At 69.0% G+C, this 22047-nt stretch carries 18 protein-coding genes and 3 pseudogenes; 8 read left to right on the top strand and 13 right to left on the bottom strand.

Annotated elements, in window-relative coordinates:
• Positions 1–1282, bottom strand: a 1282-nt coding sequence (locus ACZ4TG_RS25970; RefSeq protein WP_468166814.1) for a Mu transposase C-terminal domain-containing protein, incomplete at its 3' end; no start/stop codon positions are given.
• A gap of 631 nt (positions 1283–1913) precedes the next feature.
• Between ACZ4TG_RS25970 and ACZ4TG_RS25965 the strand changes: the two genes are divergently transcribed.
• On the top strand, positions 1914–2267 hold the full coding sequence (locus ACZ4TG_RS25965) for a hypothetical protein (protein WP_468166812.1): 354 nt from the start codon (positions 1914–1916) through the stop codon (positions 2265–2267).
• 1155 nt (positions 2268–3422) lie between these two features.
• Here ACZ4TG_RS25965 and ACZ4TG_RS25960 read toward each other — a convergent pair.
• The 5 genes from ACZ4TG_RS25960 to ACZ4TG_RS25940 form a co-directional block, all read right to left on the bottom strand.
• On the bottom strand, positions 3423–3701 hold the full coding sequence (locus ACZ4TG_RS25960) for a hypothetical protein (RefSeq protein ID WP_468166810.1): 279 nt from the start codon (positions 3699–3701) through the stop codon (positions 3423–3425).
• A gap of 489 nt (positions 3702–4190) precedes the next feature.
• The gene (locus ACZ4TG_RS25955; protein WP_468166808.1) at positions 4191–4442 is read right to left on the bottom strand and encodes a hypothetical protein; all 252 of its coding nucleotides are present in this window, start codon (positions 4440–4442) and stop codon (positions 4191–4193) included.
• Between the two features lie 612 nt (positions 4443–5054).
• Positions 5055–5237: a hypothetical protein gene (locus ACZ4TG_RS25950; protein ID WP_468166806.1), complete on the bottom strand. Its 183-nt coding sequence runs from the start codon at positions 5235–5237 to the stop codon at positions 5055–5057.
• A 115-nt stretch (positions 5238–5352) separates the two neighbouring features.
• Positions 5353–6678 carry a hypothetical protein gene (locus tag ACZ4TG_RS25945; RefSeq protein ID WP_468166804.1) on the bottom strand — a complete coding sequence of 442 codons (1326 nt, stop codon included), beginning with the start codon at positions 6676–6678 and terminating at the stop codon, positions 5353–5355.
• Positions 6679–7084: 406 nt separating this feature from the next.
• Entirely contained in the window at positions 7085–7747 is a 663-nt protein-coding gene (locus ACZ4TG_RS25940) for a hypothetical protein (RefSeq protein WP_468166802.1), read from the bottom strand.
• Positions 7748–8441: 694 nt separating this feature from the next.
• Between ACZ4TG_RS25940 and ACZ4TG_RS25935 the strand changes: the two genes are divergently transcribed.
• Entirely contained in the window at positions 8442–9386 is a 945-nt protein-coding gene (locus ACZ4TG_RS25935) for a helicase associated domain-containing protein (RefSeq protein ID WP_468166800.1), read from the top strand.
• Positions 9387–9917: 531 nt separating this feature from the next.
• Here the strand turns inward: ACZ4TG_RS25935 and ACZ4TG_RS25930 are convergent.
• A complete protein-coding gene (locus ACZ4TG_RS25930; RefSeq protein ID WP_468166798.1) occupies positions 9918–10319 on the bottom strand; it encodes a lipocalin/fatty-acid binding family protein in 402 nt (133 codons plus the stop codon).
• A 697-nt stretch (positions 10320–11016) separates the two neighbouring features.
• Positions 11017–11298 carry a hypothetical protein gene (locus ACZ4TG_RS25925; RefSeq protein ID WP_468166796.1) on the bottom strand — a complete coding sequence of 94 codons (282 nt, stop codon included), beginning with the start codon at positions 11296–11298 and terminating at the stop codon, positions 11017–11019.
• Positions 11299–11442: 144 nt separating this feature from the next.
• On the opposite strand from ACZ4TG_RS25925, the gene ACZ4TG_RS25920 reads away from it, so the two are divergent.
• Positions 11443–12678, top strand: coding sequence for a hypothetical protein (locus ACZ4TG_RS25920; protein ID WP_468166794.1), 1236 nt, complete (start codon positions 11443–11445; stop codon positions 12676–12678).
• 160 nt (positions 12679–12838) lie between these two features.
• Here the strand turns inward: ACZ4TG_RS25920 and ACZ4TG_RS25915 are convergent, their stop codons facing one another.
• Complete coding sequence (locus ACZ4TG_RS25915) at positions 12839–14260, bottom strand: hypothetical protein (protein ID WP_468166792.1); 1422 nt, start codon at positions 14258–14260, stop codon at positions 12839–12841.
• Between the two features lie 234 nt (positions 14261–14494).
• The gene (locus ACZ4TG_RS25910; protein WP_468166790.1) at positions 14495–14692 is read right to left on the bottom strand and encodes a hypothetical protein; all 198 of its coding nucleotides are present in this window, start codon (positions 14690–14692) and stop codon (positions 14495–14497) included.
• A 393-nt stretch (positions 14693–15085) separates the two neighbouring features.
• Here ACZ4TG_RS25910 and ACZ4TG_RS25905 point away from each other — a divergent pair, with 393 nt between their 5' ends.
• Entirely contained in the window at positions 15086–15418 is a 333-nt protein-coding gene (locus tag ACZ4TG_RS25905; protein WP_468166788.1) for a DUF6233 domain-containing protein, read from the top strand.
• Positions 15419–15441: 23 nt separating this feature from the next.
• A pseudogene (locus ACZ4TG_RS25900) lies at positions 15442–15677 on the top strand (hypothetical protein).
• A 128-nt stretch (positions 15678–15805) separates the two neighbouring features.
• On the opposite strand, the gene ACZ4TG_RS25895 reads toward ACZ4TG_RS25900, so the two are convergent.
• Positions 15806–16693 (bottom strand): helix-turn-helix domain-containing protein, encoded by an 888-nt coding sequence (locus ACZ4TG_RS25895; protein WP_468166786.1) that lies wholly within the window; start codon positions 16691–16693, stop codon positions 15806–15808.
• A gap of 839 nt (positions 16694–17532) precedes the next feature.
• On the opposite strand from ACZ4TG_RS25895, the pseudogene ACZ4TG_RS25890 reads away from it, so the two are divergent.
• Positions 17533–18108: pseudogene (locus ACZ4TG_RS25890) on the top strand (DUF4158 domain-containing protein); the annotation flags it as partial.
• A 180-nt stretch (positions 18109–18288) separates the two neighbouring features.
• Positions 18289–18738, top strand: a complete 450-nt coding sequence (locus ACZ4TG_RS25885) for a hypothetical protein (protein ID WP_468166784.1) — start codon at positions 18289–18291, stop codon at positions 18736–18738.
• Between the two features lie 61 nt (positions 18739–18799).
• Here ACZ4TG_RS25885 and ACZ4TG_RS25880 read toward each other — a convergent pair.
• Positions 18800–20081 (bottom strand): annotated as a pseudogene (locus ACZ4TG_RS25880) (DUF4158 domain-containing protein); the annotation flags it as partial.
• 912 nt (positions 20082–20993) lie between these two features.
• Between ACZ4TG_RS25880 and ACZ4TG_RS25875 the strand changes: the two are divergent.
• Positions 20994–21506, top strand: a complete 513-nt coding sequence (locus ACZ4TG_RS25875; RefSeq protein WP_468166782.1) for a hypothetical protein — start codon at positions 20994–20996, stop codon at positions 21504–21506.
• A gap of 292 nt (positions 21507–21798) precedes the next feature.
• Here ACZ4TG_RS25875 and ACZ4TG_RS25870 read toward each other — a convergent pair.
• Positions 21799–22047 (bottom strand): tetratricopeptide repeat protein (locus ACZ4TG_RS25870; RefSeq protein WP_468166780.1); only part of this gene is annotated, 249 nt, incomplete at its 5' end.

Here is a 22047-nt window from a genome sequence, read left to right as displayed (position 1 = left end):
CGAGATAGGCGCTGCCCAGGTGCCGGCCCCACTCCTCGGTGGAGAACACCTCGATCCGCCCGTCGTAGTGCGGCAGATACCGCAGCCGCACCCGCATGCCGACATGCCCGGCCATCCACGGCGCGATATACGCACGACGCCGCCAGCTGATCCCGTTCGTGGTGATCTTCCGGACCCGGCCATCGTCCTCCAACGCGAAGAACGCCAACCGCTCCTCCGCGACATCCTCGACCGGCACCGGATCCGCCTCCCACGCCGCCAATGGCGTCAGGTTCGCGTCCAGACCGGCAGGGTGGTGCTCGGTGTTCCACCACGCCACCCAGTCCAGCAGGATCTTCACGAAGTCCGGGTACGAGAGCAGGTCCTCCACCGGATCCGGGTGGTACGCCTCCGCGGGGCGGGGCCGATGCGTGTAGCCCGGCAGCGAGACCAGCAGCATCTCCTCCACCGCACCGTTGAGAGCCTCGATGGTGCCCTTGCGGTACGGCTTGTACGCCGGCAGATCATCCACCGGGACCGCGAAGGCACCCAGAGCACGCTCCACCGTCCGGCACAAGAACTCCTTGCCCCGGTCGACACGCACCACCCCGGGCAGACCACCGAACGGACCGTACGGATCCTGCCTGCTGATCCCCGTGCGCAGCGCCGCCAGCACCGCATCCCTCGCCGGCTGGTGCGGGGTTACCGCCACTCCCACAATCGCCTTCGTCGCGACATCGATGAACCACGTCACCCACGGACACACCGCGGAGCCTTCGAGGTCCACGCGTACCGGGATCCTCTTGTGGTCTCCCTCCCAGCAGGCGTTCCGGTGCGTCCGCGGGCGCTTGCCGTACACATCAAACCGACGCCGGGCAGCCTCACCGCCCTTCAACCCCGCCCGCTCCCCCACCGACAGATCCCGCGCCACCGCACGCTGCAACGTCGCCAACGACGGCACCTGCTGCTCGTCGCCGGCCTGCCGGGCCTGGGCCAGGAGCTCACGGTGCACCGCAGCCGCGTTACCGCCCCACAACGCCAAAAGCCCACGCACGCGAGGGGTGACAGTGAAATGCGGCCGCGGCAAAGGCCCCGTCCGGCCCTCCCTGCGGGCCGCCTCAACCCAACGGCGCACGGTGCGGACCGAAACACCGAGTCCCGACGCCACCAAACGCACATGAGCCGACGTCAGCTCGCCCCGGGCGTCCAACGCCATCAGACGGGCAACCGCGCCCTCACGCCCCGACCCGGACGGCAGTACCCCGCCCACCAGCGCATCGTCTTCCGGCAGCACAGCCACCACACACCACCACCCCGGCCCAACCCAGGCCAACAAAACGGCTCATCTCCATGACACCGCCAGAAAACGGGCCATAGACCCAAAAGACGTGAACCGGAGACAACGGCCGGTGGCCTGCGGTACAAGCACAACCGCCTCCGGGCCAGAGCTCAACGGACGCACCCCAACGGCCAGATGACCGTGATCCACCACACCGACAGAACGGGACCCGCACACCGCCATCATGCGCGATACTGGCTGCAGCTCCGGCATGCCCACAGCAGGCCCCAGAACGCCGGGTAGCAGAAAAAGGTGGTGCGGCAGAGGTCAGATGAATCGGCTCAAGGGATTTATAAGCATTCTTTTTGTTAACGACTGCATATAGCCCAACCTGCCCAAAAAGCCGAAGAACACCTCCCCCGCAAAAACCATCCACTAATTCAGCTCGACAGAACCCCGGGAATGTCTCCACCACCCAGGGGTCAGACAAGCCTGCCGTAAAACACCTCCGGCCCGCCCCTCGGCGGCGCCGGCCCTCGGCATGCCCGCACACCCCGGCACCTACACGCCGCCTCCTTCCCTCCAAGCCGGCCCCACCCGGCCTGTTTAGGCATGAGGCGGCACGGCCGCTGGATGCCAGAAAGGCATCCACGCCATGAACATGCCCTCCCTCAGCCCCGTGACCGGCCTCCTCGCCGGGCTGCCCGCAGCCCTCGCAACCCTCGGCGGCGCACCGTGGTGGGCAACAGGAGCGATCCTCGTCGTGGCCTACCTCGCCGTCCCCCTCACCGGCATGGCCCTGGACCACATCCGCCAGCGGAGAGGAAGCATCCTCGACGAAAAATTCACGGCCACCCTCGACGAAATAGCCGACCCAGAGAAAAGAATCCAGGCCATCATCAATTACCGCCAAGCGACAACATCCCCACAACCCGAACCGCCCCCAGGAGCACTCCCACCCGGCTCCACCAACGACACCCAAGACACCAGCCAGGCAGCACCCGCATAGCGAGCCCCAGGGCCCCACAGCGGCCAGCCCCCGGCCCCGCGGCGTTGGGTTTTCGGCTCCGAAGTCGGCTGGGCCGGCCGCCCAGCCGCGACGCACGGCGGTGGCGGGGACGGTGCCATCTCGGGCAGCGCCCGATTCCCCGGTGGATCCGTTGTGGCCGCATGCCCTTGATACCCACGAGCGATTGCTTCGGCATCCATACGGGGACGGCCCTGGGCACGCGGAGTGGCCGGAGGCGGCGTGCTCGTCGGGGCGGGTTCCGGTCGGGCTGGTGATGATCGTGTAGCCACGTCGCAAGGGCGAGAGGCGAAGCCTGCCGTCCCTGCGAGCTTCTGAGAGCCGCTACCCGGTGCTCTCCGTCCAAGATGACGAAGGGGTGCTGCGTCATCGGGTGCCGCGCCGAAAGCAGCGCTCGTGGCACCGCGCCGGCACCACCTCTGTGCCGCGGTATCCATCGGGCCAGCCTGGCCGGACTCGGCCCTTGCGGCGAAGCGGTGGCAGCCTTCCTCCGCGGCAGCCATCGATCCAAGCGGTAGGACTCCCACCAGCCGTCGCCTTCAGAGGCTGCTCGTGAACGCGGCTCCAGCGTCGGGAACTCCACCGGCTCGTCGCTGTACGCCTCGAACCGATAGGGGCGACGCCGGACACGGTCCTGAGCCCAGAAGCGGTCCAGGGCTCGGACATCGCTGCGTGGCGAAGGCGCCATGGCGGACGTACGGGCAAGCCGGAGTTTCGCCCGGTAGGCGGCCTGCTTGCAGCGTGCCGAGCAGTACTGGCGGGGTCTTCCCTTCGGCTTCTGCGTGAGCGGCGGTGCGGTGCAGCCCGTTCGCGCACACCGGTGAACCGGGACCTCGGAGACGCCTTCCCATACCTGTGAGGAGAACTGGGGCCCCTGGGGGCTGAACAGTTCCGCGCGCAGTTGATCGCCCCACTCCGAATCCCTCAGCTTCCCCAGAAGACGGCTGATCGCAACATCCAGTTGCCGCTCATCGAAGCCGAGCTGAGCAGCCAGCTGCTGTTTGGGAGCACCGTGCAGATAGTCCAGCAGCAGCCGCTGCTGAGACGGCGTCAGCACGCTGCGCAGGGCGCGGCCCAGGACGTCCTCACCGACCCGGCGGCCAACACGGTCGCGATCTGGGCCGTACATCGACCGCTTCACACCTCACCACCCGCACCGGCGTCAACCTCCGGCTGGGCGGACGCCGAGCCGGAGGACTGCCTCACCCCACCCGGCACACGAGCGAGCCCCTGACGCAGGGAGCCGAACAGGCCCAGCACGGTACGGCCAACCAGGTCCATGATGCCCGGCACGTCCTCCCGCCGCGCCCGATTGATCGCCTTCCCCGCCAGCTGAGCAAACACCAGCAAAGCCCCCAGACACACCGCAGCCAAGGACCCCACAACCAAGGCAACCAACCACAGGACATCGGACATCGAAACCGCTCCACCTTCCGAAAACGCCGATGGCCCCAACGCACAGGGCGTTGGGGCCATCGGCAGCAGGGCATGAAAAAAGCCCCGCTTGAGAAGCGAGGCGTCAACGCTGACACACGGGTGCCAGCGCCAACACGAGAATAGGCACTGCCGCCCAGGATTCAACCCCCACAGCCACCTCGCGACGTTTCCACAGGTCAGGGCAGGGAGAGAGAAGCCGTCTGGCTGGCAGGGCACAGCGGCATTTAGTAACACCCACCCCCATGATGGGGTCTGAGAGCGCCCCGCTGGCGGCCGGATCGACGGGACTGACGGGACCCGGTGGCGGAGACTCCTGGCCGGGGAGTTCGGCGAAGAGGACGATCGGCTCGAAAACAGCTCCCTAGGCCGCCCGTCGCCGGCGGCTTCGTCGATCGCCTTGAGCAGGCGCATCGACCGGTCCGCCTTGGCCCGCCCCGAGCCCGGCGACCCGGGCACGAGTTCGGCGGGCTACGGGCGGTGCAGGGTGCCCCGGTACAAAGTGGCCACACCAGCCGTGCCACCCATGACCGACAGGACAAAGTCCGCCTGCACCAGACCGAGGTGGCCTGCCCGCCAGGCGGCCGCGAGCAGCGCGCCGGTCACCAGCAGACCCCGGGCAGCGATCCGGTCCCGGCCCGATAGCGCCCACCACACCGCCCGTACCCGGTCCGCACACGCCCGCAAGCCCCGCCGTCCGGGCGTGGATGCCTTCGCCGTCACCGTCACCGCCTACGCCCCGCGCCCCTGACCGGTGCGCTCTGCTGCCGGTGGGCGGGGACCGCGGCTTCCGTCGGGGCCTGCTGCCCGGGGGCCGCAGCGGCGGGCGCGGTGGTGGAGCGGGAACAGGCCGCCGCCGGAGAGACACGGACCCGGGACGCTGGCGCGGCCGGCGCCGAGGGCGGTGTCGTCGGGGAATGCAGGGTCGCGTCCACACCCAGTCGTCGCCACAGATGAAGGAAGCCTCTTCCTCGCCTTCTTCCCGCTCGGCTTCACACTCCGACGAAGGTCCGGACACTCCGCAAAGTGCAGCCTGTACGGTGCCACAGGCGGGGTACTCGACAAGTCGATGGCAGAGTTCTGAGACCCGACGACAACAGCCACCCATGACCACTGGCGCCGGCGACACCCCATAGACACCGCACACCGTTGTCCAGCGACAACTCACACCGATGACACCGGACACACCGCACCAAATTGTCACCACCAGGAGCACGCCCACCCCTGACCAGCATCAATGACGACCCACCCACGATGACAACTACCGCAGCACCCCAGTGACAATCACCTGCGGTGTCGCAGTCGTTCGTCTGCGGGTGGGTCGGCCTTTGTGTGTCAGGGGCGGCGGCTGGTGCGGCGGCCGACGAGGACGGAGGCGGCGAGGAGAACGGCAGCGGGAGCGTAGGCCCAGCGGGCGGGCAGGGCGAGAGCCAGAACGAAGAAGGTGACACCTACGGCGGCGAGTGCAGCTTTGAGGAGAGCCGTGCGGGTGGTGGCCTGTCGGTCGTCGTCGGTCACCGGGGAGTGCTCCTTCGATGGCAGGGGTGGGGGTGTGGGGTGGCGGCGGTGCGGGTGTTCGGTGCCCTCGTGCTCGCCGCCCGATAGTCGGGCGGCGAGCAGGAGGGGGGCGGGTTCAGCGGCGGCCGATGACCTTGCCGAACAGAGCGAGGGAGACCGTCACGGGCTTTTGGGCCGCGGTGCCGACCGCGCCCCAGCTGCCGATGGTCTGGCCGTAGTTCGCGGTGAGAGCGGCATTGGTGGCGGCTGATTTCCCTCGGCTCATGTCTGTGCCGGTGGCCATCTCGGTGACGAGGGGGATCTGCGTGGCGAGGTTGACGGAGCCCTGGAGGACCTTGCCGGCGATCTGCCCCGCCTTTTCGGACGCCCCGACGACCTTGGCGCCCTTGGTGCCGAGATAGTTGAAGATCTTCGTGGCGTCGGACGCCCCCGCGCCGCCGGTCTCAGCGAGGAACGTCAGGCCGGCGCGCCGGACTCCAACGGTGGCCTTCGTACTGAGTTTGGCACCCGTGCCGATGGTCTTGGTGATGGCTTTCCCGGACTTGAGGCTCTTGGCGACCGCCTGCACGCCCGGCAGGGCCGCGAAGGCGTCGGCGCCCAGGCCGATGAAGGTGTCGGCGTCCCAGTCGCCCTTGATCGCGGCGTCGACGGTGTGCGCGCCCAGGGCACCCATCGCCGTGACGGCCGCGATCGGGCCGGCGATCGGGGTGAGCACGGGGATGAGGGCCAGCACGCCGGTGACGGCGGACACGATCCCCAGGATGTCCCCGAAGAGCCCCCAGAAGCCGCCGCCCTGCTCCGCGGCGGCCTTCCGGGCGGCATCGGCCTTCAGCCACTCGAACTCCGCCCCGCGGGTCTCGATGATCCGGGTGAACTCCCGGTCCGTGAGAAGGCACTGCAGCTGAAACTCGGCCTGAATCGCCAGCGCGGTGTCGATGAGGTCGTAGAGCCGCTGGTCCTCGACGTACTCGCGGGGGTAGCCGCGGTCCTTCAGACGCCAGTAGTGCCGCCCCGAGTAGTTGCCGCCCATCGCGAGGCTGGGGACCGCGCCGAGGTCACGGGCGATGTCCGGGTGACGCCACGACATCACTCCGTCGATATTGTCCGGATCCACCTCGTAGTAGAGCCACGTGTCCCATTCTTCGCTCGTCTCGAACGGGCCCTTCTTCTTCTCTTCGGCTGCTTCCTTGGTGAGGCGCGGCAGAGCCTCGACAAAGTCCTGCGCCTGCTGCGCGATCTCCGCGTTGTCGGTCAGATACCCATCGAATTCTCTGTTCAGGCGCCAAAATGCGTCCTTGATCTGGTTCTCCTGGAAGACGAACATGCGCAGGAGCTGGTCGATTCGGTATCGATCGACATCTGTGAGGGCCTTGGGGTCCCAGCCCCAGATCTTCAGCGCGTCCTTGGCGTTGGTGGTGTACATGTTCAGCTCGGAGTGCACGGCCTGGACGATGGCGTCCGCCCCTGGGTTGAAGCCAGGGAATCGGGCGTCCGGCCCTACGAAATGCAAGACCGAACCGACGCCGGCTGTATATGCGATCTGCATCAATTTCTCCATGAAACGTCGTCCGGCCTTGGGCCGGGGCATCGAGTTCTGTGAACCGGGGGGCAGCGGTGTCCGCTGCATGCCGCCCCAGTGGGAAGGCGTCGTGCGGGCGGTGATCTCCGTCAGGTCGGGGTCCTTGAGGAGCGTCGAGGCAGCTCGTGACGGGCCCACGCTCCGAATCACCCGAGGGGGCGGCGGCCATCGCGACCGCGCCGCAGGAGGGCCCGGCGTCCGATGGATCCCCAGCAGCCATCGGGGCGGGAGCACTGCTAGCCCGGCCGGTCGGCCCCTGGCGAGGACCTCAGGCCGCGCTGGCGTCCTCGGAGAAGGTGATGGTGCGGCAGACCTCGGCCAGGATCTCCACGCAGGACTCCCAGTGGTCGAGGTTCTCCGTGGCGATCGCGAAATCCGCCATCGCCAGCCGGCCCGGGATGGGGACGAAAGTGTGGAGCTGGCGGACGATGGTGGGGCCACCACCGTCGGTCAGGAGGTTGACCGGCTTCTCCACCTTGCGTTCCTCCGTCAGCAGGACAGCCGGGCCGGTGGCCAGCATGACGACGCCTACCTCGGCATTGGGGTAAATGGCGCCCATCGTGCGGGCCAGCCGGTGCACCGTGTGCTCGTTGGACAACTCCGACGGCCGGGCGGTCACCGTCAAAATCGCCGAGGACAGCTTCTCCTCGGGCTTCTCCTTCGTCGGCCCGTACAACAGCGTCCCGGCGTAGACGGCCCCCGCCGCGGACAGCAGCTCATACATCGTCTGCTGCGCCAGGACCGCGTGCGCCACCTGCGCGTCAGACGGCTTCGGATCGACCATGTTCAGCCGCTCGATCAGCTTGTTCGTGTTCGCCTCCGCCGACAGCTTGAAATCGATCTCGGTGAACGCGGTCGGCACCTCGAAACCAATCGGCAGGTCGACGCTCACATCAGGCACGACAAAACCCCCTACACGGGTCACGGACACGGAAACCCCATGATCAACAAGGCCCGAAATCCTCCGCAAGAAGACAGTTAGGGACTTTCTGTGCCTAATGGCCTGAATCATGCACTCATGGACACCTTTATGTTACGAAATAGCATAGAGTGCACCATTTCGTTAGGGATGTACAACGACTCATTCACGCGTCACCCACATGAACCGCCCTACCTGCTCTGGAAGGGCGGTTTGACGTGCCGTCGGACCCTGTGAGAACGGCTACCGGTGGATCACCACGCACGGCTCTCCCCGCACGACGTTGAACTCGACGCACAGCTTCGTGCCGTGGGCGAACTTCTTCCCGCCTGCGATCTCTCGTTTTCGCGTCAGTAAGCGACCTGGGCATCTCTCACTCAACGACAGTGGATAGACCCCGATCTCTCACATCCAAGACAGTGACCACACGCCCCGAAACAGCCCCCGACCAGCCGCAACACACCAGAGCCCACTGTCTCTCACACCACTGTCACCAAACCGAGAGATCGCAGATCGCGAAGGGTGAGCAGGCACGCCCATCGCAGCCAGCAGTCCTCATGATGGGCGCCTGACGGCAGCAACTTGGTCATCTCACGACAGCCATGATCACTATCGCCGGGCAGCTTGAGCAGGGACGGCCCACCCGTCCTCGCTGACGCCCATCCGGTGCCACCGCAGCACCCGTTCACAGTGGATCTCGTACCAGGTGTTCAACACCGAGCGGCAGGACTGGCGTCGGGGCGTGGAGGCCGCGTTCCGGTACCGGGAGCGCGAGGGGGACCTTCAGGTTCCGTACGAGCACGCCGAGGGCCCGTACCCGCTGGGGCGGTGGCTCTCCGACCAGCGCCGCGCCTTCCGCGCCGGGCAGATGAGCGGGGAGCGGGCGGCCGAGCTGGAAGGGCTGGGGATCGTGTGGGACACCGCCGACGCCGCCTTCGAGACCAGCCTCGCCGCCGCGCGGGCCTGGTACCGCCTCCACGGCACCCTGGCGGCCCCGCGCGGCGCGGCGATCCTCGACGTCCAGATCGGGCAGTGGCTGACCAACGTCCGTCGGCCCGGCGGACTCGGGAAGGACCCCGTACGGGCGGAGCGGCGGGCGGCGGCGCTGGCCGCGATCGACGAGGACTGGAACCCGGCCGAGCGCGGGTGGACGGTGGACTGGCAACGGCACTACGCCTACCTCACCCAGCTCCTGGCCGAAGGCGCCCGCCTGACCGCCGTCACCGCCGGGGTGACCCGGCACGGGGAGGACATCGGCCGGTGGCTCGCCGTCCAACGACGGGACTGGGCCCGGCTCAACACCGAGCAGCAGGCCCGGCTCACCGCGCTCGGCATCACCCCGGCACGGGCCGTACGGGCCCGCCAGGCGCCCGCCAAGACGAGCACGGCCGCAGGGGTCCGGGCGGGGCGCAGCGGCCTTCCAGACCGGCATCCAGGCCCTGGCTCAGTACGTTCAACGGGAAGGCGGCGGCCTCCCCGGCCGCCAGCACGTCGAGCACCTCGCCGGGGCGGCCCACCGCACCGGGGTATGGCTGGCCAACCAGCGCCAGCGGCGCGACCGGCTGGATGCCGCGCAGCTCGAAGCGCTCGCCGGGCTCGGGGTGGAGTGGGCGCAGTAGGAAGGAGGCTGCCGACGGGCGAGGAGGAGTGATCCGGGGGGTCTGGGCGGTGGCTCGGGAGCACCTCACACGATCGGATCGCGGCTACAGCACGGCGACCGTGAACGGTGCGTCCATCGCGGCGCCGGCGCGGTCGGTGACACGAACGCGAGGGGGGTCCGGGGCGCTCACGTACCAGGAGCGCCCCGGGACATAGGCCCGTACCACCGGCCGGGCGGGTGAATTTCGATCTTGATGTCCTGGCTGGATGCTGTCGGCAGAGAATCCTTAACGGCATCAGCACCCGCACCGCCGAACGCCTCATCGACAAAGCCCGCACCACCACCCAGCCCTAGCACCCGGCACATCAAGAATGTGGCCACCGGATACGTACTGGACAGCGCCGGGCTCGGGAGCACCGACGGCCCGCCAAGGTGCGCATCGACGTCTACACCCACGAGAAGCCGGCCAATGCGACGCCCGCCACCGCGTGGGACAGCGACATCTTCCTCCCTTCGCCGTAGCGTCGGAAGAACCGCACCCTGACGCTGGCGGGCCGGAAGATCCCCGCCAGCGTCAGGCTTTCAGAGCCGGCTGAATGTCCGGACAGAGGTCACACCCTTGGCCGAGTAGGTGACCTCCATGCTCGTGTCGCCGAAGGCCCGCACGATCGTGGCCTCGTCCTCGCCGTACTTCTGCACCTGGATGAACTTCGCCCCGTCCTGGGTCACCGTGCTGCGGGCCCTGCGGTTGTCGAACGTGTCCTCGTCGAACTCCTCCCCGAGAACAAAGTTGATCTCCGTGTTCTTCAGCGCGGTGAGGGTCTTCAACGTGTACCGGCCGCCCCACGACTCGGTGATCTCCTCGGTCGGCTTGGCCTTGACCGCCAGGTTGCGCTGGATCATGCCCACGCCGATCGCCTTGAGATAGGCGTCGTAGTTGTCATCACTGCTGGTCATCTCGAACTTGCCCGTGACACTGCCCATGCTCGTGTCGCTCCCGTCCTGATGTGCGGAATCGCCGCGCGGAAGGCGCGCGGCCGCCGTACGCGGCAACCGTCAGACGATCAAGCTAGCGATTGAGCACTGCCCCTCGCAGGCACACGCCCGTATCCAGACAGCGCTCCACCTGCGGGAGCAGCCGACGCCCGTAACACGAAGCGCCCCCACCTCCTGCGGATCGACCATCAAGGGAGGCGCAGCGGAGCCGGTGAGACATGGACGGCTCATTGCGGGAGCATGATCACAGGCGCACCGGCGCAGCCGGGGGCCGCCACCAGGTGGTGGCCCCCGGCTGCTGTTGCGTCACGCCGAAGGCACCGGCTCCGAGGCCTCCCGGTCCAGTTCGATGCAGTGGATCCCGCCGCCGGGGTGCCATTCCATCAACGGGCCGGCTGCGTCCCCCTGCTCCGTGCACCAGGCCACCGGGACCAGGCCCCCGCAGTCGTACCGGCGGCACGCGCACACCTCCGCCGAGCCGGCGTACGGCACCCCGTGCCGGACCACCCCGCCCGCCGAACCCTCCGCGGCGGCGCACGCAGGCCGGCGGGCCAGGCCAGCGTCACCCGCAGGCCGCCCGACCCCGACCGGAACCGCTCGATCACCCGCACCTCCCCCAGCACCGCCAACGGCCCCGTGCCCGGAGCGGTCAGCCGACTCATCGACGCCCCGAAATGCCCGGCAGTCAGCTCGGCCAGCGCGTCAGGGGCGCCGAGGAGGTCGTGGCGGCCGCCGCCGAGGACCCCGGCGGCCTAGCGTCGGCGTCCGTGGACCAGCCGGACAACTCGTCCTGCCCTTCGGCGTCCTCGGCCAGGACCAGGCGCGGGCCATCGAGCCGGAACCGGGACGTACCGTGCCCGGGACCGGTCACAACCAGCGTTCCCGTCGGCATGCCGACGGGAACGCCAAACTTGTCGGGAGCGAGCAGCCAGGCGACCACCGCCGCCCGATCGAACTGCGGAAGCACGTCCGAGCCTTTGGCCGGGGCGGGTAAGTCGGGTAGCGGAGCCGGGGTGCCCGTGGCCCCACAAGGTGCGTGGTAGCCGGTGGGTGGGGCGGGAAATGCGCGTTTCGCATTCGGACAAATACACAGAGTGACGATACTGGGGTTATGTCTCCATTCCCCGAAGGCAAGTTCACCATCGTCAACAACGAGACCGGTCGGGCCGTACGCGTGCGTCTGGGCCGCACCACCGACGTCAGCGACTACCAGAAAGGCACCAAGTACCTCCAGAACCACACCACGCCGCCACTGCTGGAGCTGGGCGAGGCCGACAACACCCCCGTCACTGCGTGGTGGCACAGCACCCTCCAGGACCCCGTGGCGCGCCGGCCGTTCAACCAGATCGTCAGCCACGCCGTCGGCGAGTACCAGAACATCGGCAACTACTGCGTATGGATGCACAAAAACGCGTCAAAGGAGGCCCTCGAGCGCTTCTCCACCGAGGAGGCCTTCCAGAACCGGCTCGACGGCATGCCCGCAGACGTACGCGGCCGTCTCGCCCCGCTGATCCCCGCCGAGTGGACGACCATCCAGGCCGACGCGCGGGCGGAGAAGGCACAGAGCCGGGCATTCCGAGAAGAGGAGGAGGCCTACGCGGCCGCGGACGCCGAGTTTGAGGCGTGGGAGGCCGAGGACAACCCTCCCAGCGCCGAAGACCTCGGCCGACTGCGCGCCTACCGGCGGGAAATCATCGAGGGCACCATCCCCACCCCGGAAGAGACGGAGGAGTTCAGCCGACAGCCCGAGGGAACGCGGGACAGGTGGCTGAGGACCTACATCCCCTCCCCGGAGAAGCAGGAGGCGCTTCGGATGGGGATCGAGGAGCAGATGAAGAACGCAGTCGAGCGCCTGAAGAACGACCCGCGCGCCGAACAGGTCGCCAAGCGCGCCGAGAAGCTGCTACCTGAAATCAAGGAGCGCCGGGCCGCCGCCGCCCTGGCCGCCATCCCTCAGGACGACCTGCACGAATGGCACTCCAAGTGCTCCTTCCGCAAGGTCATCGGATCCCGCGGCGTCACCGAATTCACCGGCGTCCGCCGCGGCAGCAGCCAGTACGATCGCCTCATCGCCGCGCTGGATACCTATCTGGAAGCCGCGGCCAAGGAAGGCATCGTCCCCCCGGTGATCGGCTCCGACTGCGCCACCAGCGTGTACGGCTGCGGAGCCAGCACCGGCACCCGAAACGCCTACGGGTGGACCTACGACGGCACCTACATCTACGCCGCCGACAGCCACACCATCTCCGCCGAGCGGACCTACTGGACCGACGCAGACGGATATCTGGTAGGCCGCCCCAAGGGCGGCCCCGGCCAGACCTGGTCCATCAGGCAATGGAAGCCCTAGCCCGGCTCCAGTCAATCCCCCGCCGCCCGCACCGTGCCCCCGGCCCCAACCGGCCCGGGGGCACGGTGCGGAGGCACACGGGCCGCCTCGCCGCCCCGCCCGAAGTGGGCGCAGCCCACTCAGATGTACGCCGGGGCCTCCAGCGGGGCCGCAGCTCCAGTCACCTCCGGCCAGACAGCACGGTGCCAGCGCGTTCCGCCGCTGCACGACGGCGATGCAGCGCCATGCAGCGGACACCGCCGCCGGGGTGCCACTCCATCACCGGCCCGACAGCCCGCCCGTGCTCGGCGCACCAGTCGACCGGGACCAGGCCGCCACAGTCGTGCCGATCGCACGGGCACGACTCCCCCGAGCTGGCGTACGGCATCCCGTGCCGGACCACCCCGCCCGCCCCCCGTTCGGTGGCGGCGCCCCGCAGGCCGGCCGGCCACGCCAGCGTCACCCGCAGGCCACCGGCCCCCGAACGGAACCGCTCGATCACCCGCACCTCCCCCAACACCGCCAACGGCGCCGTCCCCGGCGCGATCAGCCGACCCACCGACGCCCCGAACTCCCCCGCCGCCAGGGCAGCCAACTCGTCGGCGTCCGCATCGGTGGACCAGCCGGACAACTGGTCCTCCCCCTCCACGTCGTCGGCCAGGACCAAGTGCGGGCCGTCGAGCCGGAACCGAGACGCACGGCGCCCGGGACCGGTCACCACCAGCGAGGCCGCCGGCATGCCCACGGGCACCTCGGTCTTGTCGTGGGCGAGCAGCCACGCCACGATCGCCTGTCGGTCGAACTGCGGATGCACGTCCGTGCCGCCGGTCGGGGCGGGGAAGTCGTCGTGCTGGCGGCGCCAGTTCACCACCGCGGCCCGGCCCACCCGGGCCATCCGAGCCACCTCCGCGAGCAGCACCCTGTCCTGGCCCGGGACAACCGGGTTGAGGGCGGCGAGCGGGGAGCGGCTCCCCGCAGGGGCGGCGTACACCGCCCGCCAGTGCACCGAGGGCCGGACGACGGGGAGCAGGGCGACGTCCTCGGCGGAGTACAGCGGGACCGTGGTCACGCCGCCCTGCCGCTTGTAGTCGATCTCCACCGAGCCGACCGGCGCGACCCAACCGAGCCTGACCACCTGGTCGAAGTCGACGCGGCGGACGCCGAGCCGGCGGGCGGCCTGGTCGGGGCCGAGGGGGACGTGCCGGTCGAGGAGGGCCGACAGGTCCCGGCGGCGGCCGAGGGCGGCCACCTGGTCCGGGTGGACGTCGGGGAACTCGTGGTCCCCGCCGAGGCGGACCAGCAGGCCGGCTCGGGCGAGGTGGCCGACCGCCGCCGCGGTCACCCGCGGCCGGCACCGCAACGGCTCCCCCAGGGCCTGCGTCAGCCGGTCCGCAGCCACCCCCGCGCCGATCGGCCCCCGCAGGGCCGCGCGCGCCTGCTCCGGGTCGGCGGCCTCCACCACCGCCCGCGACCACAGGCCAGGGCCGGCGTCGGCCGGCGGGACCAGGCCCGAGCCGACCGCCCACCGCCAGGCCGCCAACGGCACCCGCAGCCGGCTCGCGGCCTGGTTCTCGTCGTAGCTCTCACGTACCGAACGCGCCATGAATCGCACTCCGATCACACGTCGACCGGCCCGACGATCGGGCCGCGCCGGAAACATGCCGAAAGATCCTGTTTGCTGTCAATAGCCCAGATTCCAGAGCGAGTTGGAAGCACACCGCATAAGCCGCCTACGCGTACGCGAGGGCAAAAATCACCCCTGCGGGGGACTGCGGACCGGTGCCGGACAGACGGCAGCGGGGGCCGCCGAGGCGGCCCCCGCCGTCCCCCGGACGGCCTACAGGTAGTCGGCCGGCTCCGCCGCGAACGTGCCGCGGTGCGGGCCGTACAGCGGGGTGTCCGTCAGCCGGAACCGCTCCACGCGGCCCCCGGGCCGCCGAACGGTGACGACGGCGCCCGGCTGCTCGGAGCTGGCGAACCGCTCCGGGTGAGCGTCGGTGGTGAGCGGGGTGTACCAGCGGGTGATGCGCTCCATGACGGTGCCTTCCTGGTCAGGGCCCCTATGGCCCCTCTCCACCCCTTGCGGAGGTCTCACGGCCAGAAGGACAGCAACAGCACGAAAACCCGCCCTAGATGATCTAGGTATGGAGAGGTATGTCCGGGTGATCGGGCAGAGTGCCACCGAGGTCTGCCTAGGGCAGAGAATCGAACATATGATTGAGTCTGGGGTTCCGCTCCATCCCCAGGAGCGCACCATGACCTCCCCCACTCCCCCTGTCGGCCGGCCGCAGCCAGTCACCTGGGCGCCGAGCCAGACCGGCCCTTGCGCCAAATGCGGCCGACCGTGCGCGCGGTACGGCGCTCCGGCCAACCCGCTGTGCGAGGCGTGCAGGGCCGCCCGGCAGGCACAGAACGGAGGGTGACCCGCATGTCCGTGCTGCCGCCGGACCTGCCCCGGCTCCAAACCTTGATCACCTACCTGCGCGGCGAGCTTGGCCGCGCGGAACAGGCCCTTGCCGCCGCCGAGGAGCGCGAGGCCGCCACCACCCGGCAGCAGCCGGCGCCCGAGCCTCCGGCGTGGCTAGTCGAGCGCGGGATAGGCGTCGGCCGGCTCCCGGTCCGCCTCCACACCGGGGACTGCTGGGACACCGGAAAGCGCTGCGTCCCGGCCGCCGCCGAGCAGGTGCGCCAGCTCCTGGCCGAGGGCGTGCCGGCCTGTATCCACTGCCGCCCGGACACCGCCCTCGGAGTGCTCGAATGACCGGGTACCGGCACGGTGGCGGGATGAGCCCTGGACTGCGTGTCGTCGTCTACCCGCCGGACGCCGAGGGCGGGCGCCGCGTCCGCGTAGACGGCGAGATCCTCGGCCGCGCCCTCGGCCCCGCCGACCTCCTCGAATTCCTGCGGCGGGCGGCCTGGACCCCGACACCGTCCGCCTCGACGATCTCCTGCTCATCGAGTGGCGCGGCGGAGGCCCCGCCGTCTGGAGCCCCGACACCAGCATCGATGAGGATCTGTGAAATCCAACGAACTTCACGAGAGGTGAGCGCAGCAGTGCGCGGCTGCCGGCCGGGTTCCGGGTGGCCACATAGGTGAAGACGAAGAGCGGATGCCGGTGGATCTTGGCATCGGCTCTTGAATGGACCGTTCAGACATGTTGGTGGGAACGGGTACCACTCGTTCGGGCGTGGGCCTTGGCGGCTTGGGTGATGAACTGACGGGTGCTGTCCGGGTTGAGTGCCTTGGCCTGGAGGTGTTCGTACATGACGCCGTAGTGCTCTACGTCGGATCGTCTCTCCAGGTACAGGTCACTGGTGAACCGTTCCAGATACACCGTGCCCTTCCCAGGGGCCTCCGCGAACGTGAGGATGGAGAACTGTCCCGAGATACCCGGGTGGGCTCCCACATCGTGCGGGAGCACCTGCACGGTGATGTGCGGCTGGGTACTGAGGCGGTTCAGGTGCTCAAGCTGTTCGCGCATGATGTCGGGCCCGCCGACCACACGGTGCAGTACCGATTCGTCCAGCACGGCCCATAAGCGGAAAGGACGGGCCGGGTGGTGAGCCCGGTGCTGGCGGCACAGCCGTAGCCGAAGACGCACGGCTTTCTGTTCCGGCGTGGCCAGAGGGATCGTTTCCGCGATGACCGCGGCCGCGTAGGCGGGCGTCTGCAGCAGGCCGGGCACCACCAAGGGCTCGTAGGAATGGATCGAGGAGGCGCCCGTCTCCAGGCCGATGTAGACGGCGTACGGGACCTCACCGAAGGCAACCCACCAGCCTCGGCGCCCAGACTCCCTTGCCTGCCGCACCAACGCGTCGACGACCTCGGGGTCCGTGACCCCGTAGAGGCCGCACAGGTCCCGCACATCACGGGGCCTGATGATCCGGCGGCCGTTCTCCAGGAGACTGATCTTGGGCTGGGAGATCAACAGGTGCTCGGCCACCTGGCTACTCGTCAGGCCACTGGCCAGGCGGAGCCGGCGCAGCTCCGCGCCCAGCCGACGCCTTCTCACGGTGGGATTCTCGTTCGCCGCCACGGGCGGTATACCTCCGGCTCGGGACCCTCTACCAGCCACGCGAGTGCAACGGCCGGGCCCGGGCGAACCCGTTCGCCGTGCAGAAAAGATCAACGAGCCCTGCATCCAAGCGTCACCCCGGCGGGGTCTCGGCCCGGCTCTGATCACCGGCCGCGACCGGAAAGGACGACACCGAACGCGGCCGCCAGGGCGGCACCCACTGCACCCACCGCCCCGATAGGACCAGCGAGTGAGCGGTGGATGAAACACAGATAGCCGGTCGCGCCCAAGAGCAAAACGACGACCAGGGCCAAGAGCAGCAGTACGAGTGGATCCGTTCGAGGGGCCCGCTGTGGTGGCTCCTGGGGGTCGGTAGCAGACATGAGGTTTCCTCCCTTGGCAGGCTGCCGGACCCTCCGGAGCCGACGGACCGAGCTGACAAACACCAGGGCGCCGCGACATGACGCGTTGGCGCGCTCCCGACTCCGCCCCGCATCCTCAATTCTCCAGTGCGGAATAGCTCACTCCGCGAAAACTTTTCAAGGGCTCCTCGCCCCCAGCCGACATGGGGGCGAGGTGCCTCCGCGCAGCTCCGCCCGATCCCCGGTGTGGACCTGGGCGCCGTGCCCACCCACCCGCATCCCGCCGCTGGGCCGGCGCCCGCCGCGCCCTGGTCGTGGGTCCTGGACGGCCGGACCCGCGGGCGGGCCGGCGCCGTGCACGCCGCGGGGTGGGGGGGTCGAGGAACATCGGAACGAAAACCGGCGCTAAGCCTGTCCGGCCTCGCTGAGGGCTTAGATGGGGTTCTGTGAGGGATGAACCTTCGGCAGTCGTGTTGATCGACTATCTGGAGGTCCGGGGTGCCGGTCGAGTTTTTGACGGATGAGCAGGCTGCCGCGTACGCGGCATATCGCGGGGCGCCGTCCCGTACGGAGTTGGAGCGGTTCTTCTTCCTGGACGACGCGGACCGGGAGCTGATCGAGTCCAAGAGGCGGGCGCACAACCGCCTGGGGTTCGCGGCCCAGCTCACGACCGCGCGTTATCTCGGGGTGTTCCTGGACGACCCGGCGGACGTGCCGGTGGAGGTCGTGGAGTACCTCGCCGAGCAGCTGGACATCGGCGATCCGTCGGTGCTCAGGGAGTACGGGGAGCGGGAGAACACCCGGCTGGAGCATGTGCGTGAGCTGCGGCGAGTCCTGCGGTACGGGGAGTTCGCCGAGGTGGAGGGCGAGCTGCGGGAGTGGGTGGACGCGCGGGCCTGGACGACGGGCGAGGGGCCGAAGGCGTTGTTCGACGCGGCGGCGGGGTGGCTGCGTGAGCGTCGTGTGCTGCTGCCGGGGGTGACGACGCTGACGAGGCTGGTGGCCTCGGTGCGGGAGGCGGCGAACCAGTGGCTGTGGGACACCCTGCACGGGATGCTGAGCGCCGGGCAGCGACGACCCCAACGGCATGGGCGCCTTCTCCAGCTCGGGCCGCACCGGGCGTCCCCGTCCCGGAGATCGCCAGGAAGGCGCCTGACAGGCGGTCCCGGTCAGCCAAAGTCACTTATTCGTAGGTTATTTTGACTGCCTTATATCTCAAACCGACCTATCCAGAACGAACCAAGGGGGAACATCATGAACATCACCAGGACCGCACGTAGGACGCGGGCCAAGATCGCCGCGTCCATCGCGGCCCTGGCCGCGGGCTCACTCATACTCACCGCCTGCAGCGGAAGCAGCGACAGCGCCAGCAAGCTCGACGGTACCTACTACATCAAGGACGTCAACGGCACGTCCGACCTCGGCCAGCTGGTCGTCAAGGGCAACAGTGTCTCGCATCATGAGTACAGCTGCGATGGTGTCTATGAGGAGCCGGACGTGACCAGCACCGGCGAGTTCAACAAGGATCAGTCCCAGATCATCTGGACGGTCGCCGGAGATGACACCCGCAACAGGCGGACCGGCAGCGAGTCCATCTCAACCAGCAACACCTCGATCGGCATCAGCGGTAGCGTGTACGTGCGTGACAACTCCGATGCTGGCAAGGCTCTGCTGGACGGCTTCAAGACCAAGTGCAAGAAGTAGCGTCGACGTCCCGCTCGGCCGGCCAAGCAGCACAGAACCCCGTGGGCATCGCGTCCACGGGGTTCAGCCCCGCCAGGACGTCCTCGCGGACCGCCTCCCAGCCCTTGCCGTCCGGCAGGCGGGCGCGCGGGTCGGACCAGCGGTGTGAGGGAGAGGCGAAGATGTCGCGGCGCTTGAGCGCGCGAAACAGCTGCTCCAGCACGCACACCACGTACGCGTCGCGGTCCACCGCCCCCTGCGGGAGCTCGGTGTTCGCGTACACCGCCTTGCGCCAGTGCGCCGGCACCAGCTTGTCGTCGACCTCCCGCGGCAGCAGCGGCTTCTCGCCCACCTTCCGCCGCGACAGCGCTGGCAGCCTCTTTACCCCGGCCAGGACGCGGGCCCCGCCGGTCGCAGCCCCCAGCGCCGAGGCCTCGCCCAGCAGCGACAGGAACGGCTTGACAGTGTTGTAGCGCAGCGCCAGCGCCCCACGCAGCGCGGCCTTCGCCGTGCCGTCGCCCTCCGGGACCAAGCTCACCACCACGGTGGCCGCGCTGGACAGGGCCGCCCGGGGTGCGACCTCCTCCAGCGCCCCCCACAGCGCGGCCACGTCCACATCGCAGCCGCTCTGCTCGATCAGCTCCAGCTCCTCGATGAACACCGCCGCCGCCCTGGCCACCAGCCGCGATGCCTTCTCCAACTGCGGCAGCGTGGACAGGCGCTGCTTGTCGGTGGACCGCTTCGCGGTGCTGATCAGCCTGGTGGCCATCAGAATCTCGAGCAGGTCCAGGGCGTCGTCGATCGCCTTGGCCTCCAGGTGGCGCATCACCGCGGTGAGCATCGCCGTGCGCTTGGGCTCCGGAGTCCGCTCCAGCTTCGGCGCCTTGGTGCCCAGCCCGTACCGGGCCAGCGCGGACAGCCGGTTCGGCGGGATCTGCTCCAGCTTCAGACGGCCCAGCTGGAAGGCGGCGATGTCCTCGACCCGCTGCAACGCACCCTTCATCGCGGTACCCGTGGTGGGCGTGGTCCTCGAACGGGTGGTAGCCGTACGCATCGCGGATCTCCCACGCCTGCTCGTACGCCGTCTTCAGCCGCTCGGTGTACTCCTTGACGCAGGAGACGTCCTCGATCTCCAGTTGCGAGGCCAGGTGCTCCACCACTGGCCACGGCACGGCCAAGGGGTCCTCCAGAAACAGCCCGATGTAGCAGACCGTGCACATCTGAAGGGTGAAGCCGAGCCGGTTGTGGTCACCGCGTCGCTTCGCGACCAGCTTCCGGTCCTCGTCGTCGAGGAAGAAGAACCGCTCCAGCTCAGGCCTCGTCGGCTCCTCGGCGAACTTCCCGTACGCCTCAGCCGGCTCCACTACGGCCGCCTCAGCCCAGTCCTCAGAGCCTCATGACCGCCCGACGGCGGTCCGGACTCGTCCTGTTCCGGAGCCCATTTCCCTGGGCAACGAACCACCTCCAAGCAAGGAGTGCACTCTCCCGCCGCGCCGGGTGGAGAGACGTGCTCGGTGCCAAACGCGAGTGGGGCCCGCAGCTGCATCCAGGTCAAGCCCGGTACCCCAGCGGCCAAGAGCGCACTCAACCGCGGTCCCACGGCTGCGGCAGCCATCACTCCCCCGGCGTGGTGCGACCAGGCCAACAATGTGGTCTACGCGACTCGCACCGCAGCCTGTACCTGGACGACGGTCACGTACACCACCCAGCGCGTCGTCAACGGAACCACGACGACGACCGGTCAGGCTGAGCTGATCGTCATGCAGTACAACTACACGGCCACCGACCTTGGCCGCTACGCCCACCAGATCGACACATCCATGTACTCCGGCTGGGGAGACGCACCGAAGGGCCTCGATCGACGGACAGGCGACACTGTCGGGCTCGTGCACTCGCGAGAGCGCGACCTTCCCGAAGAAGCCGCTCTCGCCGGTCAGCTCGTGGCAGCAGGGCGAGTCCTTCTGGGACACCACCGCCACGGCAGCGGGCGCCGTGGGCAGGTGCCAGACGACGTGGTACCTCACTTTCACCAATGCCCCGTACAGCGCCGCCGTCACCAGCGTCTCCATGAACGAGATCCGGTGCGACAACGCGACCGCCGGGCGCCCCGTCGTGACGGGTTCTGGAGAACGACCCGTTCCGCGTCGCCGTCAGGTAGATCAGCCAACCGCCGCCGGGGTGAGGCTGCCCCTCGCCACACCCCAGCGGTGCGCTGGTCCCTAAAGTAGCGTGCTCTCGGCGGTACCAGAGCACCGGCTTGGAGAGGGGAGTAGAACGTGACCACCTCAGCCAGGATCTTCGTGAACGAGGGCAGCTTCGGCATCCTCGACGCGGGCGAAGTTCCCATCGAAACCGCGGACTGGTCGCAGAACCTGCTCGTCCCCATGGCTCAAGGAGCCATGGTGCTGACCGGCATCAACACCGGCAACGTGACCGTCGAGGTCGCGCCGACGGACGGGCCCAAGAACGAGAACTGGGAAGAGGCGGTCAGCACCTGCCTCTGGGCACCAGCGGGCAACCTCCGCGTCGAGTCGCTCGTCCACGGTGCGCACGACGGTCTCCCCCTTCTGAGCGCTGACGGTCCCGGGTGGTACCACGTCGAGGTCAAAGCGCGCGGTCGGCATCTGGAGCGAGATGGATCCAACCTCGAATCCACCGAGTCATACCTGATCTCCGCTTGGCCGTCCCCCGGCCCCCGAGCGGCCTCCGATACCGCGGCTCACCCCCTCCAGGAGGCCGCTGCTGAAGCCGACGCATTGAGGCAGCGTCTGATCCGAGGCGGTTCCTAGCATCGGCAAGCCCTCAGGAACCGGTGTCAGCGGTAGGGCCCAGTGCTCCAGTGCTCTCCAGTCACCGGCCGTCGAGGCGGGGGCGCCCCTGTACGGGTCGTACTTGGCATGCTGTTCGGTGGAACCGCCAGGCGGTCGGTGCCGACATCGCATTCGCCCGCTGCTCTGTCTGCGGGCGGCCGGCGGCGTCGTAGTCGGTCCAGGCCTCGGTGCCGGTGAGCGGGTCCATGGTGGCGTTGAGTCGGCCGCCGTTGTCGTAGGCGAAGTTCGTGGTGCTTGTGGGGGACGGCTCCTAGCGTCGCGAGGGGCGCAACCAGGCCTGTCGCCGTTGCGCAGCACGCCTGGCAGCCGAAGCTGTCTCCAGGTCGTCGCGGGTGCGCACGGTGTGCGGGTGCTCAGGGCCCAGCATACGGACGCGGTCAGCGAGGGTCTTTCGTAGCAGTCGTACCGCCTCTTCCTGCTCGCCCATCCTGGCCAGTGCGCTGGCGAGGTTGTGGCGGCTGGTCAGGGTATCGGGGTGGTTGATGCCCAGCACACGGAT

This window comes from Streptomyces sp. NPDC028314 (assembly GCF_055565795.1).
Note: the sequence above shows the minus strand (reverse complement) of the source record. Positions and strands in the feature narration are given on the sequence as shown.

Excerpts from the sequence above, each read along its gene's own strand:
- ACZ4TG_RS25920 (WP_468166794.1), top strand. The coding sequence starts at position 11,443 with ATGTCTCCATTCCCCGAAGGCAAGTTCACCATCGTCAACAACGAGACC.
- ACZ4TG_RS25885 (WP_468166784.1), top strand. The coding sequence starts at position 18,289 with ATGAACATCACCAGGACCGCACGTAGGACGCGGGCCAAGATCGCCGCG.
- ACZ4TG_RS25910 (WP_468166790.1), bottom strand. The coding sequence starts at position 14,692 with ATGGAGCGCATCACCCGCTGGTACACCCCGCTCACCACCGACGCTCAC.
- ACZ4TG_RS25965 (WP_468166812.1), top strand. The coding sequence starts at position 1,914 with ATGAACATGCCCTCCCTCAGCCCCGTGACCGGCCTCCTCGCCGGGCTG.
- ACZ4TG_RS25905 (WP_468166788.1), top strand. The coding sequence starts at position 15,086 with ATGTCCGTGCTGCCGCCGGACCTGCCCCGGCTCCAAACCTTGATCACC.
- ACZ4TG_RS25930 (WP_468166798.1), bottom strand. The coding sequence starts at position 10,319 with ATGGGCAGTGTCACGGGCAAGTTCGAGATGACCAGCAGTGATGACAAC.
- ACZ4TG_RS25915 (WP_468166792.1), bottom strand. The coding sequence starts at position 14,260 with ATGGCGCGTTCGGTACGTGAGAGCTACGACGAGAACCAGGCCGCGAGC.
- ACZ4TG_RS25960 (WP_468166810.1), bottom strand. The coding sequence starts at position 3,701 with ATGTCCGATGTCCTGTGGTTGGTTGCCTTGGTTGTGGGGTCCTTGGCT.